The following is a 19,744-nucleotide window of genomic DNA, read 5'->3' on the forward strand; positions in this document are numbered from 1 at the left end:
GGATCGCTAACCATGTCCGATGATCATCAAATCGACGAATTTCGCCAACAAGCGCTTGATTACCATGCCAACCCCGTCCCTGGAAAAATTGAAATAGCGTTAACTAAACCCGCTAACTCTGCTGCCGACCTAGCATTGGCTTATAGCCCAGGTGTGGCTGAGCCAGTACGTGAAATCGCGCAAAATGCTGAGAACGTTTATAAGTACACCGCAAAGGGCAATATGGTTGCGGTGATCTCTAACGGCACCGCTATTTTAGGTCTTGGTAACCTAGGGCCAATGGCCTCTAAACCCGTAATGGAAGGCAAAGCCCTGCTGTTTAAGCGCTTTGCTGGTTTGGACTCTATTGATATCGAAGTTAAACACCGCACGATCGATGAGTTCGTCGACACGGTTGCCAACATCTCAGATACGTTTGGCGGTATTAACCTAGAAGATATTAAAGCGCCTGACTGTTTCGAAATTGAGCGTCGCCTAATTGAGCGTTGTGATGTGCCTGTATTCCACGATGACCAACACGGTACTGCGATTGTTACCGCAGCAGGTATGCTCAATGCGATTGAGCTGCAGGGTAAAGATCTTAAGGAAGCGACCATTGTCTGCTTAGGTGCTGGTGCTGCGGCGATCGCTTGCATGGAGCTTTTGATCAAATGCGGTGCAATGCGTGAGAAGATCTACATGCTGGATCGCAAAGGTGTGATCCACACGCGTCGTGATGATCTTAACGAGTATAAAGAGCTGTTTGCCAACAACACCGACAAGCGCACGCTAGAAGATGTAATTGAAGGTGCGGATCTATTCCTTGGTGTATCGGGTCCTGATTTGCTGCCACCAGAAGCACTTAAGCTGATGGCGGACAAGCCAATTGTGTTTGCTTGTTCAAACCCAGATCCAGAAATTAAACCGGAGCTTGCACACCAGGTTCGTGATGACCTGATTATGGGTACGGGTCGTTCAGACTATCCAAACCAAGTTAACAACGTGCTGTGTTTCCCGTTTATCTTCCGTGGCGCGCTAGATGTGCGTGCGAGTGAGATTAATGATGAGATGAAACTGGCTGCGGTAGATGCGATTCGTGAGCTAGCGAAAGAGCCGGTACCACAAGAGGTACTAGATGCTGCAGGCGTTGAATCGTTGACGTTTGGTAAAGACTACATCATTCCAAAACCGATGGATCCGCGTTTGTTACCTCGCGTAGCTAAAGCGGTCGCGAAAGCGGCAGTAGAATCGGGTGTTGCTCGTATTGAGTTGCCAGATAGTTATATGGCTTAAGGTTGTGGCGAACACGAAACGTATTTAACGAAAGAGGGTCTAGATGACCCTCTTTTTTATTGGGCGGTCATGGCATCACACACTGTAATAGTTTTAACGTGATATGCCCACCACTCCCGTCATTCCTGCGCAGGCAGGAACCTTCCTGAGGCTTGGTGTGCGCTTTGAGTAGACCCCTGCCTACGCAGGCGCGCGGCTAGTGGGGTGACGATAGCTTTGGGATGACGATAATTTTGATCGTGGTGACTCTATAGCGTGCGTCATTCCTGCGCAGGCAGGAATCTTCTTGAGGCTTGGTGCGCGCTTTGAGTAGACCCCTGCCTACGCAGGCGCGCGGCTAGTGGGGTGACGATAGCTTTGGGATGACGATAATTTTGATCGTGGTGACTCTATAGCGTGCGTCATTCCTGTGCAGGCAGGAATCTTCCTGAGGCTTGGTGCGCGCTATGAGTAGGCCCCTGCCTACGCAGGCGCGCGGCTAGTGGGGTGACGATAAATTTGGCAATGGAGACTTTAAAGCGTGCGTCATTCCTGCGCAGGCAGGAATCTTCTTGAGGCTTGGTGCATGCTTTGAGTAGACCCCTGCCTACGCAGGGGTGACGATAGCTTTAGGATGACGTTATCTTTAGGTCTGTGTTGCTATATTCCTTGAACAAAAAGCTCGCGGAGGAAGTTCTAGTGAACTTGGACATATGATCTCAGGAGTAGAATGCAATCTACTCTTCATCAAACGCTTCAAACTCAATCCCCATCGCAGTCATCAGCTCTTTCGCTTCTGTTGGGATGTCATCAGGACGGTCTTTTCTTAAATCTTCGTCGGTTGGAAGCGGCTGGCCAGTGTAGGCGTGCAAGAACGCTTCGCACAATAGCTCACTGTTGGTTGCATGGCGTAGGTTATTGATTTGGCGACGAGTACGCTCATCGGTCAATACCTTTAGTACCTTCAGCGGGATAGACACTGTGATTTTTTTTACCTGCTCGCTTTTTTTACCGTGCTCCGCATATGGGCTAATGTATTCACCATTCCAATCTGCCATTACACACCTTCGCTCTGTTAATCATAAATAGTAGTAATAAGTATCCTGCAATTTTAGCGGGATTTACTGCCATAAGCAAAGACATATAGACGTCTAGAAGTGTTGACGTCTCACATTTTGGAAAGTAAAGTGGGGCAACGAATGTGGACATTTATTTTAATGCAATGTTAATTCTTTAACGTTTGTGGCGTTTGCCGGTTCCCATATTACCGGTAAAAGTAGACACTGTGGCTCTAGCCATGCGATTTGAGAAAGGAAGTTTCTATGAGCAATCGGAAGCCAGCGACAATAGCCGTACGTACTGGTATCGAATCGGATACCCAGCATCACGCTGTGGTGCCACCTATTTATCTTTCTACTAACTACGGATTCCCTGCGTTTGGGGAAGTGCCGACTTACGATTACACCCGCTCAGGAAACCCAAACCGAGGTTTACTCGAAACCGCTCTGTATGAGCTGGAATCTGGTAAAGGTGCGGTGGTGACCAACTGTGGTACCTCTGCTCTGAACCTTTGGGTCTCGGCCTTCTTAGGTCCAGAAGACACCATTATTGCTCCTCACGACTGCTACGGAGGTACATACCGTCTATTCAACACTCGTGCGCAGAAGGGTGACTTCAAGGTTCAGTTTGTTGATCAAAGCGATGAGCAGGCTTTTGATGCCGCGCTTGAGAAAAAACCGAAACTAATCCTACTTGAAACACCGTCTAATCCGCTTGTGCGTGTCGTTGATATTGCAGCCGTGTGTGAAAAAGCCAAGAAAGTTGGCGCGCTAGTGGCGGTAGACAATACCTTTTTGACACCTGTGTACCAAAAGCCTCTTGAGCTTGGTGCGGACTTTGTTATCCACTCAACCACCAAATATATCAACGGTCACTCTGATGTGATTGGCGGTGTGGTGATCACTAAGACTGAAGAGCACGCGGAAGAACTAGGCTGGTGGGGCAACTGTATCGGCGCGACGGGCACACCTTTTGATAGTTATATGACGCTGCGTGGTATTCGCACCCTTGGGGCGCGTATGCGTGTTCACGAAGAAAGCTCACAGCAGATCCTAGATTTTCTCAAGCCGCAACCATTGGTGAAAGTGATTTATCATCCGAGCCTGCCTGAGCACCCAGGTCATGAAATTGCTAAGAAGCAGCAATCTGGTTTTGGCTCTATGCTGAGTTTTGAGTTTGCAGGTAGCTTTGAGCAGCTGAAATATTTTGTCGGTGAGTTGGAGTTATTCTCGCTCGCGGAATCATTGGGCGGTGTAGAAAGTCTGATTTGCCACCCAGCATCTATGACACACCGTGCAATGGGTGAAGAGGCATTAGCAGAAGCGGGCGTATCTCAACAGTTACTTCGCCTCTCTGTTGGCCTAGAAGATGCGCAAGATCTGATTGATGACCTTGCTCAGGCGTTTGAGAAAGCATCTGCGTTTGGAGGATAAGCCGGCATGAGTCAAAGCAGTACCCAAAGCGGAAAGAGTAACAAGCAGCTGCACAAATTTGGCGGCAGCAGCTTAGCCGATCCTGAGTGTTATCGCCGCGTCGTTTCTATTTTAAAAGACTACTCTAACGAGGAAGACCTCATTGTGGTCTCGGCGGCAGGTAAAACCACCAATCGCCTTATCGAATTTCTTGATGCACTGAACAAAGATGGGCGCATTGCTCATGAACACCTTCAAGCACTGCGTCAGTTTCAGATTGAGCTGGTGGAATCGCTGTTGACTGGCGAAGAAGCAGAAAGCCTTGTCTCTCAGTTGAAAGATGAGTTCAGTACACTGGGTGAGCTTAGCTACCCACTGACCGATGCCGAGCGTGCTGCTGTGCTAGGTCACGGTGAAGTTTGGTCTTCACGCCTTTTATCGGCGTTGCTTAGGCAAAGTGATCTCCCAGCAGTGTCGCAAGATGCAAGAGCGTTTCTGCGCGCTGAGTTTGGTACTCAGCCAGAGGTAGATCGCGCTAAATCGTATCCGCTGATTAAAGAAGTACTGGCTCAGCATGCACATCATCGTGTGGTGATTACCGGTTTTATGGCACAAAGTGAATGCGGTGAAACCGTACTGCTCGGTCGTAATGGCTCCGACTACTCCGCAACTGTGATTGGCGCATTGGCTGAAGTTTCTTGCGTGACTATTTGGAGCGATGTAGCAGGCGTATACAGCGCTGACCCTCGTGTAGTTAATGACGCCTGCTTATTACCATTACTGCGATTGGATGAAGCCAGTGAATTGGCGCGTTTAGCTGCCCCTGTGCTTCACAGTCGTACTCTCCAGCCTGTCGCGCAAAGTGCCATGGATTTGAGTCTTCGCTGCAGTTATCAGCCGGAGTCGGGCTCAACGCGTATTGAACGTGTGCTGGCTTCTGGACGCGGCGCAAAGATTATCACTTCACTTGATGAAGTACTGCTAATTGAGCTTGCATTCGCAGCTGGTCACGACTTTGAGCGTGCTCAAACCGAAGTACTTAACGGTCTCAAGCGTGCGCAATTAGCGCCGTTGGCGTTTGAAGCGCAAGCTGACCAATATCGTCTCCGTCTTGCCTACACCGCAGAGATTGCCTCTGGTGCTCTCACTGAGCTGCAAGATCTGGCGATCGAAGCCGAGATTAAGCTTAAAGAAGGTTACTCTATGCTTGCCGCTGTAGGCGCTGGCGTGACTAAAAACGCCAATCATTGCTTTGGTTTTTATCAGCAGCTAAAACATGCACCAGTGGAGTTTTTCTCAGAAGCTGAGTCTCAATTGAGTCTAGCCGCTGTACTGCGCAAATCAGACATTCAGCCGCTTGTGAAATCGGTACACACTCAGCTGTTCCAAGCGCAAAAGCGCGTTGCGGTGGCGCTGTGTGGTAAAGGTAACATTGGTTCAAGTTGGTTAGAGCTGTTCAAAGAGCAGAAAAGCGAGCTTGAAAAACGTCGCGGCATGAGTTTCAACCTAGTCGCAGTTATCGACAGTCAGACTTATTGGTTTGATGAAGAGGGTATCGATGAGCAACAGGTACTTGCACGCTACGAAGATGAGGCCACTGAATACCAAGGTGACATCTGGCTGCAACGTTTAGCTGGACTTCAAGGCTATGACGAAGGTGTGGTTTTAGACGTCACTGCGAGTGCGGCATTAGCAGAAAGATACGTTAGCATTGCTGAGCATGGTCTGCACCTTATCTCAGCAAACAAAGTTGCAGGTTCAGCGCCAAGCAATGATTACCATGCGGTGCAAGATGCGTTTTCGAAAACCGGACGTCACTGGCTTTATAACGCCACGGTGGGGGCAGGGTTACCGATAAACCATACCGTTCGTGACCTGCGTGAAAGTGGTGATGATATCGTCGCGCTATCGGGCATTTTCTCTGGCACCTTGTCTTGGTTGTTCCAGCAATTTGATGGTTTAGTCCCTTTTGCGGAGCTCGTTGACCTCGCGTGGCAACAGGGTCTAACAGAGCCGGATCCCCGCTCTGACCTTGATGGCTCAGATGTGATGCGTAAGTTGGTTATCTTAGCGCGCGAATCGGGCTTGGATATCGAACCTGATGCCGTTGAAGTAGAGTCTTTGGTTCCTGAAGAGCTTGCTGAGTTATCACTCGAAGACTTCTTTGAGAAAGCCTCACTGCTGAGCGAAATCTTGCAAGAGCGCCTAGAAAAAGCTCAGCGCGAAGAGAAAGTGCTGCGTTACGTTGCTCGTCTGGATAGACAAGGTAAAGCGCGCGTAGGGATTGAAGCACTATCGAAAGAGCATGCGCTGGCGAACCTTTTACCTTGTGACAATATCTTCGCGATTGAGAGTAAGTGGTATAAGGATAATCCGTTGGTGATTCGTGGCCCTGGTGCGGGCCGTGAAGTGACGGCTGGGGCGATTCAGTCGGATTTGAATTTGATGTCTAGCTTTTTTTGATTGGGCAGGATAGTAAAGCAAGGTCAAGAGCTTGACCCCTCCTAGCCTCCCCTTATAAAGGGGAGGAACTACTGGCTCGCTGCGCATAGCCTGACTTTATTCGAGTACTAGAGTAGGCATTGCGATGCGACGATAGGAGCTAGCAGTGGTTCTCCCCCTTAATAACGGGGCGCGTAGCCGGGGGAGTTAGAGGGGGTAAGCGCCAGCGCTGCGAAACCTCTATCGCCCACCTACCTCAACCATTCTCCCATAAACCACACCCACCCCACCATCTTCAATTTCCCTAACTCACCACATGAAAAAAATTCATAATCCCTCTATTGACTTTAAAACCTATTCATTTCATTCTGTAGACATATAGACGTCTAAACGTCAGAAATTAAAAATCATCATTTAAAGACAGACAGGTTTTATCTGAGATTGGATGGGATAACCAATCTTGGTGATTAGGGAGAGGACCATGGGATACACACACGCAGGCCACATTGATGCTTTGAACCAGAATATTGCTGAGCTTTCGGACAATATTAATGTTTCATTCGAGTTCTTTCCGCCGAGCACGCCGACAATGGAAGAGACGCTGTGGAAATCGGTTCACCGCCTAAAGACGCTTAAGCCTAAGTTTGTTTCGGTGACTTACGGTGCTAATTCTGGTGAGCGTGATCGTACTCACTCTATCATCAAAGAAATCAAATCAGAGACTGGTCTTGTGGCAGCGCCGCACCTAACTTGTATTGATGCATCACGTGATGAGCTTATCGATATCGCAGAAGATTACTGGGCGAACGGCATCAAGAACATCGTAGCGCTGCGTGGTGATATTCCAGAAGGCGGCGGTCAGCCAGACATGTACGCGTCTGATTTGGTGGAGCTGCTAAAGTCTCGCCATGATTTTGATATCTCAGTGGCAGCCTTCCCAGAAGTTCACCCAGAAGCGAAAAGTGCTCAGGCGGATCTTCTTAACCTAAAACGCAAAGTCGATGCCGGTGCTAACCGTGCGATTACTCAGTTCTTCTTTGATGTTGAAAGCTACCTGCGTTTTCGTGACCGTTGTGTGGCAGCGGGTATTGATGTAGAGATTGTTCCGGGTATTCTGCCAGTGACTAACTTTAAGCAAGCGTCACGTTTTGCAGCAATGAATAAGGTGAAAGTACCTGGTTGGATGCAAAAGCAGTTTGAAGGCCTAGATGATGATTTAATGACTCGTCAGTTGGTAGGCGCTAGCCAAGCCATCGACATGGTTCGTGTTCTTAGCCGTGAAGGTGTGAAGGATTTCCACTTCTACACCCTAAACCGTGCAGAGATGACTTACGCACTGTGCCACACTCTCGGTGTTCGTCCAGAAGCATAAATGCTTATTCAATGACAAATAAAAAACGCCAATCTAAAAAGGTTGGCGTTTTTTTATGCGTTAACTCAGAACTGGATTACGCCAGCGCTTCTAGCTCCGCTAGTGCCTCTTCTGCCCAGTCTAACCATGCTTGACGTGCAAGTAGGTTACGGCGAAGAGTTAGGCGCTCAAGGCGAGCGTGCTTCTCTAGAGTACTTGGTGTTGCGTAGTAAGCCGCTTCAATCTCGCGGTAGTGTGCAACCAGCTTCTTCGACTCTTCAATAAGCTCTTCAAGTTGGATGCGGAAAGCAGCAGAAGGCTGAACGGCACAGGCAGCCAGTTTTGCTGAGAACTCATCACGAACGGTTGGGTGTACGGTTGGTTGCTCAAACCACTCGCCAAGCGTGCTGCGACCGGCATCTGTGATTGAGTAAACTTTACGATCCGGTTTGCCTTCTTGAGGTTCAAGCTTGCAAGTAACTAGGGCTTTGTCCGCCATCTTATTCAGTTCGCGGTAGACCTGTTGGTGGCTTGCTTTCCAGAAGTAACCGATGCTAGCAGAAAATTCCTTAGTAATGTCGTAGCCCGTTGCGTCACGAGTGCTTAGGACAGTAAGGATAACGTGTGGTAGTGACATGTCTTAAATCCAAATGGTCAAAATCTTAGTAATAGTTATGTTGTTCTTTTAAGTGCGTTTGTGGTTGAACGATTACACCATGCAAGCGCCTTGGAATCTTGGTTGATTCCAGGAAACTCGCGCAAAGAACATCGCACCTCGCCAAAGCGGGTACCAATAACCGTGTTTAAAGCCTTTGTCACCTAGACAGCCACATGAACATGTGACCTGCGCCGTCGACGTCGTATTTTTATTTTTATCGAACAGCGGAGTGTAATTATATCTGATTTATATAAGCAAAAAGTGGAATAGAATGCGATACCACTTCAAAAAACTAACAAAACTCTCAGTAAGTATGCCAGCAAAAATAAAAGGCCGCAATGTGCGACCTTTTGTCTCTTTTGTAAGATAATATATCGTTTAGCCAGTATTTCGCATACCAGCAGCGATGCCTGCGATGGTCACCATGAGTGCTTCTTCTAGCTCAGACTCGGTTTCTTCACTCTGACGAGTACGGTACAGAAGCTCAGCTTGCAGCATGTTGAGTGGCTCAACATAGATGTTGCGCAGGCGAATGGACTCTTGTCCCCAAGGGTCGCTTTGCATTAGGTGGTTGTGGTTTTCTACGTTCAGTACCGCAACGATATCTTTTTGTAATTGACCACGAAGCTTATCACCGAGAGGCAACAATTCAGGATCCGCAAGACGCTTATCGTAATAGCGAGAGATTTCCATATTACACTTGGTGTAAACCATCTCTAGCATACCTAGGCGTGTTGAGAAGAATGGCCATTCGCGACACATCTCTTCTAGCAGCGCTTGGTGACCTTTGTCGATAGAGTATTGAATCGCTTCACCCGCCCCAAGCCATGCTGGCAGTACTAGACGGTTTTGGCTCCATGAGAAGATCCATGGAATCGCACGTAAGCTTTCTACGCCGCCATTCGGGTTACGTTTCGCAGGGCGAGAACCAAGTGGTAGTTTGCCCAGTTCTAGCTCAGGCGTTGCTTGGCGGAAGTAAGGGACAAAATCCGGCTCGCCGCGAACTACTTTACGGTACGCATCGCAAGAGACTTCAGAAAGTACTTCCATTAGGTCGCGCCAATCTTGTTTCGGCTCAGGCGGCGGCATTAGGTTCGCCTCCAGAATGGCACTTGCGTACAGATTGAAACTGTTAACCGCAATTTCAGGTAGACCGAGCTTAAAGCGGATCATCTCGCCTTGCTCAGTCACACGCAGGCCGCCTTTAAGGCTCTTAGGTGGCTGAGACAGCAGGGCAGCGTGCGCTGGCGCACCACCACGACCAATCGTACCGCCACGGCCGTGGAACAGAGTAATATCAATACTTGCTTCTTCACCTACCGCTACCAGTTTTTCCATCGCGCTGTACTGAGCCCAGCCTGCCGCCATTACGCCTGCGTCTTTCGCTGAGTCAGAGTAGCCAATCATCACCATCTGATGGTTTTGGATATAACCACGGTACCAGTCGATCTCGAACAACTGCTTCATTACCGCTTCTGAGTTGTTCAAATCATCGAGTGTTTCGAACAGTGGGCAGACGTCCATACGGAACTTACAGCCACACTCTTGAAGGATAAGGTGAACGGCTAGAACGTCAGAAGCCGTGCGTGCCATAGAGATAACATAAGCACCAAACGCTTCACGCGATTGTGATGCGATCACACGGCAAGTATCGAGAACTTCTTGTACTGGCTCTGAAGGTTCCCAGTCGCGTGGTAGCAGTGGGCGCTTCGAGCTTAGCTCGTTAATTAGGAATGAAACCTTGTCTTGCTCGCTCCACTGATCGTAGTCGCCTAGACCTAAGTGGCGCGTTAGCTCAGAGATGGCATCTGAGTGACGTGTGCTTTCTTGGCGAATATCGAGGCGTACTAGGTGAACACCGAATGCCTTCACGCGGCGAAGTGTGTCGAGTAGAGAGCCATCGGCGATGATTGCCATACCACTTTCGCGAAGTGACTTGTAACAAGCCATGAGCGGCTCCCAAAGCTGGGAGATGTCTTCAAGGATTGGCTTGTTTGGCACATCTTGATGGTTAATTTGCGCTTCGAGCACTTCCATGGTGTTCACGAGAAGCTTGCGAACCGGTTTTAGGATAGCGCGGTACGGTTCGTGTGCATCGCCCGCAAGATCGCGAACTTGGTCACTACACTTAACCATGGAAAGCTCAGTGATAAGCTCTTGGAAGTCTTTTAGGTAAAGCTCAGCCGCTTTCCAGCGTGACAGTAGCATCACTTCGCGAGTGATTTTGTGCGTAACAAATGGGTTGCCGTCGCGGTCACCGCCCATCCAAGATGAGAAGTGTACTGGGCACGCATCAATAGGTAACCCTTCGCCCAGATAGCCTTTCAAGCGATCATCAAACTCACGTAAGAACTCAGGAACCGCATCCCATAGTGAGTTCTCAACTACGGCAAAGCCCCATTTCGCTTCATCGAGAGGCGTTGGACGTTGTTGGCGAATCACATCTGAGTGCCAGCTTTGTGAGATAAGCTGCTCTAAACGACGCTCGGTTTTCTTGCGCTCTTTATCTGACAGCTCGTTAAGTTCTAGCTTAGAGAGACACTCGTTGATTTTGACCAGTTTGTTGATCATGGTGCGGCGAGTGATTTCTGTCGGGTGAGCAGTCAGTACGAGCTCAATGTTGAGGTCACGAACGGCTTGAATGGTGTCAAACTTGCTGACATCTTGCTGGCTAAGTTTAGAAAATAGCGAGTAGATTGGATCTGGTTCACAGACATCGGCTTCGCAGCTGCGCGAGATCGTGTGGTATTGATCGGCGATGTTGGTGAGGTTTAGGAACTGGTTAAATGCGCGAGCGACAGGGGTCAGTTGCTCATTTGGCAGGCTCTTAATCTCTTCAATGAGAATGTCACGATCGGCTTCATTGCCTGCGCGTACTACGGATTTAGAAAGTTTACGAATCTTCTCCACTTTCTCTAAGATCTCGTCTCCATGCGCTTCCTTGATGGTGTTACCCAACAGGTGCCCTAGCATCCTAACATTGCTCTTCAATGGGGCATATTTTTCGTTCATAGTCGTCCTGCCTTGTAATTTAACTACATCCGTTATTCCTTATCAGCCTCACAATCTAGCGAAAAATGTTAGTGCGAGTCAAATAAAGTAAACCAAGTTTGCATTTATCGTGCTGGCACGAAAAACGCACACTTGGGCGAGTTAAAAGGTTGAATTGTTGAAAATTTATTACAGAATATGGTTTATTCGAAGCAATACTGCCTCATTGCTTTGGCTAAGATATCGATGGTCGGGTCAATAAAATCAAAGCTTAAAAACTCATCAGGCTGGTGGGCTTGGTCTATTGAGCCAGGGCCCAGCACCAAGGTAGGGCACAACTGCTGCAAAAATGGTGCTTCGGTACAATAGTTGACCGTTTCTGATGGGGTTTCACACAATGTTTCCATTCCACCAACAAACGGGTGTTTATGGTCGCACTCATACCCAGGGATTGGTTCGTGCAGAGCGGTAATGGTTAATCGCCCTGGCCATTTTGCTTCCACTTCTTTGAGTGCATTACGCAGTAGGTTATCCAAACCATCTAAACTTATGCCGGGCAGCGGTCTAACATCGTAATGCAGCTCACAGCAGCCACAAATTCGGTTGGCGCTGTCGCCACCATGAATATGACCAAGGTTAAGGGTAGGGCTAGGGATAGCGAAACCAGGGTGGTGATACTCTTTCACTAGCTTGTCACGCAGTTTCATCATCGCGTACATGACTTCATGCATGATTTCGATGGCATTAACGCCTAAAGCAGGATCGGAAGAGTGTCCAGACTTGCCGGTCACTCGAATCGCATTGGCTACATGACCTTTATGGCCACGAATAGGCACTAGGCTGGTAGGTTCGCCGATAATGCAGTAATCCGGCTTGAACGGCGCGTTGTCGGTAAAATGCCTTGCGCCCAGCATAGTGGTTTCTTCATCACAGGTCGCCAAAACATAAAGTGGTTTGGTTTGCTTGCTCCAGTCGATTTTCTTGACGGCTTCGTAGATAAACGCGAAGAAGCCTTTCATATCCGCGGTGCCCAAGCCGTAGAAGCGATTGTTGGCTTCGGTCAGGTCATGCGGGTTGAAACTCCAGCGACCTTCATCAAATGGCACGGTATCACTGTGACCAGCCAACAGTAGACCGCCTTCGCCTTGTCCCTTCTTGGCAATCATATTGAACTTGTTCGGTTCAACCTCGATGACCTCAACCTCAAAACCTAGGTCTTTCATCCATGTCGCCAGCTTTTCGATCACTTTCTCGTTGCCTTGATCCCAGCTTGGGTCAGTGGAGCTAATCGAAGGTGTGCTGATCAGGCCTTTGTAGACCTCTAAAAAACTAGGTAATTGCATATTATCTTCGCTTCTACTGTTGACAGATTAATCTTAAGACTGTAAAACACATATTAAATCATAATTAATGAATAAAAAATCAATTAATGGCATTTTTACTATATTTATAATCATTAATTGCAGTTTTTACTAACAACGTTAAATCGACTTACTTACGGAATCATAGTCATGCTAAAAACTACCATTATTGGCGCAACAGGTTACACAGGAGCGGAACTGGCTCTGATGGTGACCAAACACCCAGAGCTCACGCTATCAGGTTTGTACGTGTCCGCCAATAGTGTCGATGCAGGCAAACCGATTTCGCAATTGCATGGTAAGTTGGCTGGCTTAGTTGAAATGCCAGTGCAGCCGCTGGTCGATGTGCAAAAAGCGGCAAGCGAGTGTGACATTGTATTTTTGGCAACAGCTCACGAAGTGAGCCACGATTTGGCGCCGGTGTTTTTGGCACAAGGTTGCCAAGTGTTTGACCTATCAGGCGCTTATCGTGTGAAAGCCGATGACTTTTATACCACCTTCTATGGCTTTGAGCATCAGCACGAAAACTGGTTGGATAAGGCGGTGTATGGCCTTGCAGAGTGGAACGCAAAACAGATTGAAAGCGCGCAGCTCGTGGCAGTACCGGGTTGCTACCCAACGGCTTCACAACTGGCGATTAAACCACTACTGGAAGCTGGCCTTGTGGATAGCACTATGTGGCCAGTTATCAACGCAACCAGTGGTGTTACTGGTGCTGGTCGTAAAGCGTCGATGACCAACAGCTTTTGCGAAGTCAGCCTTCAGCCTTATGGCATTTTTAATCACAGGCACCAACCAGAGATTGCAACGCATTTGGGTTGTGATGTGATTTTTACTCCACATCTAGGCAACTTTAAGCGTGGCATCTTGGCGACTATCACCATGAAGCTCAATGAAGGCGTGACTGAGGAGCAGGTTGCCACAGCATTTGCGACAGCCTATGAAGGCAAACCAGGCGTGCGCGTCAAAGGGGAAACTATCCCAAGAATTCAAGATGTTGAGAACACGCCATTCTGCGATATCGGTTATAAGGTTCAAGGCCAACACATCATCGTAGTGTCGGCGATTGATAACTTGCTAAAAGGTGCATCGAGTCAAGCGATGCAGTGTTTGAATATCAAAAATCAGTTTGCACAGCTAACCGCGTTGGTTTAGTCGAGGAGAGCAGCATGAGTCAGCAAAATACACCATTAGTGATCAAGTTAGGCGGCGCGGCACTGTCGTGCTCAGATACGCTTGGACAACTATTTAAGGCTATCTCTGATTACAGCCAGCAAGCGCAGCGAAGTATCGTCATTGTTCACGGTGGCGGTTATCTCGTCGATGACCTAATGAAGAAGCTCGACCTGCCAACCGTTAAGAAGCAAGGTTTGCGCGTGACCCCTTATGATCAGATCCCTTTGATTGCGGGCGCGCTTGCGGGGACTGCAAATAAGCTACTACAAGGCGATGCGATTAAAGCGGGCCTTAATGCGGTAGGTTTGAGCCTTGCTGACGGCGGTCTTTGTGACGTGACTGAGCTAGACCCTGAGCTTGGCGCGGTAGGCAATGCCAAACCGGGTAACCCAGCGGTTCTTCAAGCGGTTCTGGCTGCTGGTGCGCTGCCAATCATTAGCTCAATCGGTCTAGATAGCCAAGGTCAGCTGATGAACGTTAATGCCGACCAAGCGGCAGTGGCAGTGGCTGGCGCATTGGATGCAGAATTAGTGCTGTTGTCTGATGTGAGCGGCGTGCTGGATGGCAAAGGTCATCTGCTACCAAGTCTGACTAAGCAAGAAGCGGATGCGCTGATTGAAGGCAAAGTCATTACCGATGGCATGATTGTTAAGGTGCAAGCCGCACTGGAAGCGGCCAACGACCTAGGTCGCCCTATTGAAGTGGCGACATGGCGATACCCTGAAAAATTAGTCGAATTGTTTGCGGGTAAGAGTATCGGCACACAGTTCGTCCCAAACTAAATTATTAGCAAGTAAATCAAATTTACGATTAACGAATTTAAAGTGAAGTAACCCCGAGAAGCTGACCGCCAAAATCAGGCTCGGACAAGGAGAGAGACATGAGTAAACCATCTGTAAAAAAAGTTGTTGTTGCCTACTCTGGCGGTCTAGATACGTCAGTGATCATCCCATGGCTAAAAGAGAACTACGACTGTGAAGTTGTCGCATTTGTTGCTGATGTAGGTCAAGGCGAAGAAGAGCTTGTAGGCATCGAAGAAAAAGCGAAAGCGTCAGGCGCTTCTGAGTGTTACATCGCTGACCTAAAAGAAGAAATGGTCGCTGACTACATCTTCCCAACGCTAAAAACGGGCGCGTACTACGAAGGTAAATACCTGCTAGGTACATCAATGGCGCGTCCGATCATTGCTAAAGCTCAGGTTGAAGTAGCGCGTAAAGTCGGTGCTGATGCACTGTGCCACGGTTGTACCGGTAAAGGTAATGACCAAGTGCGTTTTGAGGGTGCATTTGCAGCTCTAGCCCCAGACCTAACTGTGATTGCGCCTTGGCGTGAGTGGGATCTCGTCAGCCGTGAAGAGTGTCTAGATTACCTAGCGGAGCGCAACATCCCTTGCAGCGCATCACTGACTAAGATCTATTCACGTGATGCAAACGCATGGCACATCTCAACAGAAGGCGGTGTTCTAGAGGATACATGGAATGCGCCAAACGATGATTGCTGGGCATGGACAGTGGATCCTGAGCAAGCGCCTGATCAAGCAGAATACGTGACGCTAGAAGTAGCAAAAGGCGAAGTGGTTGCCGTTGACGGTGAGAAGATGACGCCATACAACGCTCTGGTTTACCTAAACGAGAAAGGCGTGAAGCACGGCGTTGGTCGTATCGACATCGTTGAAAACCGTCTTGTCGGTATGAAGTCTCGTGGCTGCTACGAAACTCCAGGGGGCACCATCATGATGGAAGCACTGCGTGCGGTTGAGCAGCTAGTGCTAGACAAAACATCGTTTGAGTTCCGTGAAGAGCTAGGCGTAAAAGCCTCACACCTTGTTTATGACGGTCGTTGGTTCACACCACTTTGTAAGTCTATCTTGGCAGCCTCGGAAGAGCTGGCACAAGACGTGAACGGCGAAGTTGTGGTTAAGCTATACAAAGGTCAGGCAATTGTAACTCAGAAACGCAGCGTAAACAGCCTGTACTCTGAAGAGTTTGCAACGTTCGGTGAAGATGAAGTGTACGACCAAAGCCACGCTGAAGGCTTCATCCGCCTTTACTCGCTATCAAGCCGCATCAGAGCATTGAATGAAGCAAAGAAAAAATAGTGTCGCTCCATCATACTGATTGAAATCTAGAAACCCATTTGTTATCAAATGGGTTTCTTTTTTTATCTGGACGATAAAAATGGGCGACTAAAACCTGAAATCGCATTGTTTTGAATATTTATGTGAAATAAGTGAATTTTTACTTTATTTTTAATTCGGTTTGTCGTACCTTGAACCCTATCAACAAAGACACTGAGTTGCATTTAATTCACTCAGCGAGAATAGCGGTTTATTCTTACAATAAGTAACCATAGAAGCAGCGACGCAGACTGAGCAGTTAGGAGAGACACGATGGCATTATGGGGCGGAAGATTTACCCAAGCAGCAGATACGAGATTCAAAGACTTTAATGATTCATTGCGCTTTGATTACCGACTTGCTGAGCAAGACATTGTTGGCTCAATTGCTTGGTCAAAGGCGTTGGTTTCGGTCGGCGTTCTGACTGAAGATGAACAGCAGAAGCTTGAGTTAGCGCTGAACGAGCTTAAACTCGAAGTGATGGAGAATCCAAAACAGATCCTAAGATCGGATGCGGAAGATATCCATAGCTGGGTTGAGCAACAGCTGATTGGCAAAGTGGGCGACTTAGGTAAGAAGCTACACACCGGCCGTTCTCGTAACGACCAAGTGGCGACCGACCTGAAGCTTTGGTGTCGTCAACAAGGTCAGCAACTTCTTCTTGGCCTTGACAGACTGCAATCGCAAATGGTTGAGGTAGCAAGAGCTCACCAAGATACCGTTCTGCCTGGTTATACCCACCTTCAACGTGCTCAGCCTGTGACGTTTGCTCACTGGTGCTTAGCTTACGTTGAGATGTTTGAGCGTGATTACTCTCGTTTAGACGATGCTATTAAGCGTTTAGATACCTGCCCGCTGGGTTCAGGTGCGCTAGCAGGTACGGCTTACCCAATGGATCGTGAGCAGCTTGCTCATAACCTAGGTTTCAGAAGAGCAACCCGTAACAGCTTGGACTCGGTATCCGACCGCGACCATGTGATGGAGCTAATGTCTATCGCCTCTATCTCTATGCTGCACCTATCGCGTCTGGCTGAAGATATGATCTTCTACAACTCAGGTGAGTCGAACTTTATTGAACTTGCGGATACCGTGACGTCTGGCTCTTCTCTGATGCCTCAGAAAAAGAACCCAGATGCTCTAGAGCTTATCCGTGGTAAAACCGGTCGTGTTTATGGCTCGCTAGCTAGCATGATGATGACAGTGAAAGCCCTGCCACTTGCGTACAACAAAGATATGCAAGAAGACAAAGAAGGTCTATTTGATGCACTCGACACTTGGAGTGACTGCATGGAAATGGCCGCGCTGTGTTTCGATGGTATCAAGGTAAACGGCGAGCGTACGCTAGAAGCGGCGAAGCAAGGTTATGCAAATTCCACCGAGCTTGCGGATTACCTAGTTGCTAAAGGTATTCCATTCCGTGAAGCGCACCATATTGTAGGTGTGGCGGTCGTCAGTGCGATTGCCAAAGGCTGCGCACTAGAAGAGCTTTCTATTGAAGAGCTGAAAGAGTTCTCGCCAGTGATTGAGAACGATGTTTATGACATCCTAACGATTGAGAGCTGCCTAGAGAAACGTAATGCCCTGGGTGGTGTCGCGCCGCAGCAAGTCGCTTACGCGGTAGATCAAGCTGAGAAACGTCTAACAGCGCGTGATAACTCGGCAGTGAAAGTACGTTCTGCTCGTCTGACGGACATCGATGCACTAGAGAGCATGGTGGCTTACTGGGCGAACCTTGGCGAAAACCTACCTCGCAGTCGTAACGAACTGGTACGTGACATTGGCTCATTCGCCGTCGCAGAACATCATGGTGAAGTCACCGGTTGTGCATCGCTCTACGTGTATGACTCAGGACTTGCAGAGATCCGCTCTCTAGGTGTTGAAGCAGGCTGGCAAGGCCAAGGGCAGGGCACGGCGATTGTTCAGCACTTGGTAGAGAAAGCACGTAAGATGGCGATTAAGAAAGTGTTCGTTCTGACTCGTACGCCAGAGTTCTTTATGAAGCACGACTTCATCCCAACATCGAAGACGCTGCTGCCTGAGAAAGTTCTGAAAGACTGTGACCAATGTCCGAGACAGCATGCTTGTGATGAGGTAGCGTTGGAAGTGAACTTGGTAGAGCAAATTATTGCCAAGATGAACGTTGCTTAAGTTATTGAAAAGTAGGCGAGTAACGAAAAGATCGGAAAAATTTTAAAAAAAGATCATTTTTCTGGGAACAAACAAGAAAAGGCGCGGTCTATTAAAGTACCACTGCTTTTTCTTAGAAGAATCTAAGAAGGCCCCGAACCAAGGTTGGTTACGGGGCTTTTTTCTTTTTTGTGCTTTTCAAATTTCTTTCCCCAGTCTCAACCTTTCACTTTCGATTAATCTAATCATTTGATTTTTCCTGCAGCGGAGAAAAACTTCGGTTCGCCAAGCATGTCACAATGTTGGCGTGTTGCTTGCGCTTGGTATCCGATAGAATATGCCTTTCTGTTTCAGCCCTATCGTTCGGATAGCCCAAAAAAGAGCAATAACATTATGATTGAACGCCTTCATACTAAAGAGCGCATGAGCCGTATCGTTAAACACAATGGCACCATTTACCTTTGTGGTCAGGTGTGTGCAGACGCGACTAAAGACATTACTGAACAGACGCAAACCATGCTCGATAAGGTCGAGGCTCTGCTACTTGAAGCGGGCAGCGACAAACAGCATATGCTGTCTGCGACCATCTACCTTAAAGACATGCAAGATTTCCAAGCAATGAACGCGGTATGGGACGCATGGGTACCAGCAGGCCATGCGCCAGCACGTGCTTGTGTCACCGGCGATATGGCTCGTGAAGCCTTGCTGGTAGAGATCTCTGTGATTGCTGCTGAAAAATAATTGACATGATGTGCCCGAGTACAAGGTGTATTCGGGCATGATTTTTTGATTAGTTAGCTAGACTCATTACGACCGATTGAGTAATTCAAGCATTTTATGTCGATTAGCCGTCGGCTTTTCATCTAGATAAACGTAGAGTAATTGCCTCACATCTTTCTCAGTCAGAGGGTCACTTAAGCTAGGGTCAGCACCGCGAGAAAGTAACCATTCAAACATGGTGAAGTTATCTTGTATTACCGCACTAACTAGGGGTAACGCTTGGTTGCTAGTGACAACATTGATGTCATAGTTGCTGTCTAGCAGAGATTGAATCAATACATATTTATGGAAAGTGCCCTCGGCATTTAAAAGAGCAGTCAATCCAAAGTCCCTTGCTACGATTTCGGTAAGTTTATGCGATGGTCCCATGTACTCGAAGTATGCCAAGCATTGGTCCCGATTGAATACCTTCATTTCAACCCCAGAAGCGCACCACATTACACGCTCTTCTGAAGGCAGAATTACAATCGTTACCGTCACTACAACAAAAAAAAAGAGAAACAACTTTTTTTTCATACGTTTCTCCAAAGTCTTTCTATAGGTTTAGTATTTGCGTAGTGAGGAATAATGAGAGGTTTGTTTTTTACAATGCCGTCCAGACACATAGAAAAGTAGGACTTGAAGCGCGACTCTAGCGTTCTAATAACAAACTCATATATCTTAACTTTACGTAAATCTTTTTGAGTAGCATATCGATAAAAGTGGGGAGCGAGATTTGTTATGAGTTTTCCTATAATTTTACGAAGAGGCAATGTAGGGTTGATTGTTGACTCATAAATGGCAAGCAAAAATCCAATGTTATAAGTCGCATCAATGGCTTCAAGCAATAGGCTTTGAGCAAACCCCCGATAAAAATCGGTTACTACCAGCTCGTTAATGTCATTCTTAAGTGAAGGGAAGAACAGGGCAAGAATTTCTTTAGTTTCTTGTTCTGTGAAAAGTAGTTCGTGCTCCTTGAACGTTTTCAGCCTCATTATTTTCCTCTCAAGATTGCCTTAGTTTGTCGACTGCACGCTACCT

Annotated in this window: 15 protein-coding genes; 9 read left to right on the top strand and 6 right to left on the bottom strand. The window is 47.9% G+C overall.

The window, feature by feature from the left end; genetic code table 11:
- The first annotated feature begins 12 nt into the window (after positions 1–12).
- The gene (locus PG915_RS02225) at positions 13–1,272 is read left to right on the top strand and encodes a malic enzyme-like NAD(P)-binding protein (protein WP_353497699.1); all 1,260 of its coding nucleotides are present in this window, start codon (positions 13–15) and stop codon (positions 1,270–1,272) included.
- A 716-nt stretch (positions 1,273–1,988) separates the two neighbouring features.
- Here the strand turns inward: PG915_RS02225 and metJ are convergent.
- The gene (gene metJ, locus PG915_RS02230; protein ID WP_006071165.1) at positions 1,989–2,309 is read right to left on the bottom strand and encodes a met regulon transcriptional regulator MetJ; all 321 of its coding nucleotides are present in this window, start codon (positions 2,307–2,309) and stop codon (positions 1,989–1,991) included.
- A 264-nt stretch (positions 2,310–2,573) separates the two neighbouring features.
- Between metJ and PG915_RS02235 the strand changes: the two genes are divergently transcribed.
- From PG915_RS02235 to metF, 3 genes are all read left to right on the top strand, one after another.
- Complete coding sequence (locus PG915_RS02235; RefSeq protein ID WP_353497700.1) at positions 2,574–3,743, top strand: O-succinylhomoserine (thiol)-lyase; 1,170 nt, start codon at positions 2,574–2,576, stop codon at positions 3,741–3,743.
- Positions 3,744–3,749: 6 nt separating this feature from the next.
- Complete coding sequence (locus PG915_RS02240; RefSeq protein WP_353497701.1) at positions 3,750–6,185, top strand: bifunctional aspartate kinase/homoserine dehydrogenase II; 2,436 nt, start codon at positions 3,750–3,752, stop codon at positions 6,183–6,185.
- Positions 6,186–6,645: 460 nt separating this feature from the next.
- Positions 6,646–7,536: a methylenetetrahydrofolate reductase gene (gene metF, locus PG915_RS02245; protein ID WP_042477154.1), complete on the top strand. Its 891-nt coding sequence runs from the start codon at positions 6,646–6,648 to the stop codon at positions 7,534–7,536.
- Positions 7,537–7,612: 76 nt separating this feature from the next.
- Here the strand turns inward: metF and PG915_RS02250 are convergent, their stop codons facing one another.
- From PG915_RS02250 to argE, 3 genes are all read right to left on the bottom strand, one after another.
- Complete coding sequence (locus tag PG915_RS02250) at positions 7,613–8,152, bottom strand: PadR family transcriptional regulator (RefSeq protein ID WP_353497702.1); 540 nt, start codon at positions 8,150–8,152, stop codon at positions 7,613–7,615.
- 399 nt (positions 8,153–8,551) lie between these two features.
- Positions 8,552–11,185, bottom strand: a complete 2,634-nt coding sequence (gene ppc, locus PG915_RS02255; protein WP_353497703.1) for a phosphoenolpyruvate carboxylase — start codon at positions 11,183–11,185, stop codon at positions 8,552–8,554.
- Positions 11,186–11,367: 182 nt separating this feature from the next.
- Complete coding sequence (gene argE, locus PG915_RS02260) at positions 11,368–12,507, bottom strand: acetylornithine deacetylase (RefSeq protein WP_353497704.1); 1,140 nt, start codon at positions 12,505–12,507, stop codon at positions 11,368–11,370.
- 168 nt (positions 12,508–12,675) lie between these two features.
- Between argE and argC the strand changes: the two genes are divergently transcribed.
- The 5 genes from argC to PG915_RS02285 all read left to right on the top strand — a co-directional run bounded on the left by argC (position 12,676) and on the right by PG915_RS02285 (position 18,685).
- On the top strand, positions 12,676–13,680 hold the full coding sequence (gene argC / locus PG915_RS02265) for an N-acetyl-gamma-glutamyl-phosphate reductase (RefSeq protein ID WP_353497705.1): 1,005 nt from the start codon (positions 12,676–12,678) through the stop codon (positions 13,678–13,680).
- Between the two features lie 14 nt (positions 13,681–13,694).
- A complete protein-coding gene (gene argB / locus PG915_RS02270) occupies positions 13,695–14,483 on the top strand; it encodes an acetylglutamate kinase (RefSeq protein ID WP_353497706.1) in 789 nt (262 codons plus the stop codon).
- Between the two features lie 98 nt (positions 14,484–14,581).
- Positions 14,582–15,799, top strand: coding sequence for an argininosuccinate synthase (locus tag PG915_RS02275; RefSeq protein WP_252012680.1), 1,218 nt, complete (start codon positions 14,582–14,584; stop codon positions 15,797–15,799).
- A gap of 291 nt (positions 15,800–16,090) precedes the next feature.
- On the top strand, positions 16,091–17,965 hold the full coding sequence (argH, locus tag PG915_RS02280) for an argininosuccinate lyase (RefSeq protein ID WP_353497707.1): 1,875 nt from the start codon (positions 16,091–16,093) through the stop codon (positions 17,963–17,965).
- Positions 17,966–18,337: 372 nt separating this feature from the next.
- Positions 18,338–18,685: a RidA family protein gene (locus PG915_RS02285; protein ID WP_353497708.1), complete on the top strand. Its 348-nt coding sequence runs from the start codon at positions 18,338–18,340 to the stop codon at positions 18,683–18,685.
- Between the two features lie 66 nt (positions 18,686–18,751).
- Here the strand turns inward: PG915_RS02285 and PG915_RS02290 are convergent, their stop codons facing one another.
- Both PG915_RS02290 and PG915_RS02295 read right to left on the bottom strand, forming a co-directional pair.
- The gene (locus tag PG915_RS02290) at positions 18,752–19,240 is read right to left on the bottom strand and encodes a hypothetical protein (RefSeq protein WP_353497709.1); all 489 of its coding nucleotides are present in this window, start codon (positions 19,238–19,240) and stop codon (positions 18,752–18,754) included.
- Positions 19,237–19,698, bottom strand: coding sequence for a hypothetical protein (locus PG915_RS02295; protein ID WP_353497710.1), 462 nt, complete (start codon positions 19,696–19,698; stop codon positions 19,237–19,239). The genes PG915_RS02290 and PG915_RS02295 overlap by 4 nt, the downstream gene beginning before the upstream one ends.
- Positions 19,699–19,744: the final 46 nt, after the last annotated feature.

The organism is Vibrio sp. CB1-14 (assembly GCF_040412085.2).
In the GTDB taxonomy this organism is placed as follows: Bacteria; Pseudomonadota; Gammaproteobacteria; order Enterobacterales; family Vibrionaceae; genus Vibrio; species Vibrio chaetopteri.

Coding starts and splice junctions, on each gene's coding strand:
- PG915_RS02290 (WP_353497709.1), bottom strand. CDS start 19,240: ATGAAAAAAAAGTTGTTTCTCTTTTTTTTTGTTGTAGTGACGGTAACG.
- argE (WP_353497704.1), bottom strand. CDS start 12,507: ATGCAATTACCTAGTTTTTTAGAGGTCTACAAAGGCCTGATCAGCACA.
- PG915_RS02250 (WP_353497702.1), bottom strand. CDS start 8,152: ATGTCACTACCACACGTTATCCTTACTGTCCTAAGCACTCGTGACGCA.
- ppc (WP_353497703.1), bottom strand. CDS start 11,185: ATGAACGAAAAATATGCCCCATTGAAGAGCAATGTTAGGATGCTAGGG.
- argB (WP_353497706.1), top strand. CDS start 13,695: ATGAGTCAGCAAAATACACCATTAGTGATCAAGTTAGGCGGCGCGGCA.
- PG915_RS02225 (WP_353497699.1), top strand. CDS start 13: ATGTCCGATGATCATCAAATCGACGAATTTCGCCAACAAGCGCTTGAT.
- PG915_RS02275 (WP_252012680.1), top strand. CDS start 14,582: ATGAGTAAACCATCTGTAAAAAAAGTTGTTGTTGCCTACTCTGGCGGT.
- argC (WP_353497705.1), top strand. CDS start 12,676: ATGCTAAAAACTACCATTATTGGCGCAACAGGTTACACAGGAGCGGAA.
- PG915_RS02295 (WP_353497710.1), bottom strand. CDS start 19,698: ATGAGGCTGAAAACGTTCAAGGAGCACGAACTACTTTTCACAGAACAA.
- PG915_RS02240 (WP_353497701.1), top strand. CDS start 3,750: ATGAGTCAAAGCAGTACCCAAAGCGGAAAGAGTAACAAGCAGCTGCAC.
- metF (WP_042477154.1), top strand. CDS start 6,646: ATGGGATACACACACGCAGGCCACATTGATGCTTTGAACCAGAATATT.
- argH (WP_353497707.1), top strand. CDS start 16,091: ATGGCATTATGGGGCGGAAGATTTACCCAAGCAGCAGATACGAGATTC.
- PG915_RS02235 (WP_353497700.1), top strand. CDS start 2,574: ATGAGCAATCGGAAGCCAGCGACAATAGCCGTACGTACTGGTATCGAA.
- PG915_RS02285 (WP_353497708.1), top strand. CDS start 18,338: ATGATTGAACGCCTTCATACTAAAGAGCGCATGAGCCGTATCGTTAAA.
- metJ (WP_006071165.1), bottom strand. CDS start 2,309: ATGGCAGATTGGAATGGTGAATACATTAGCCCATATGCGGAGCACGGT.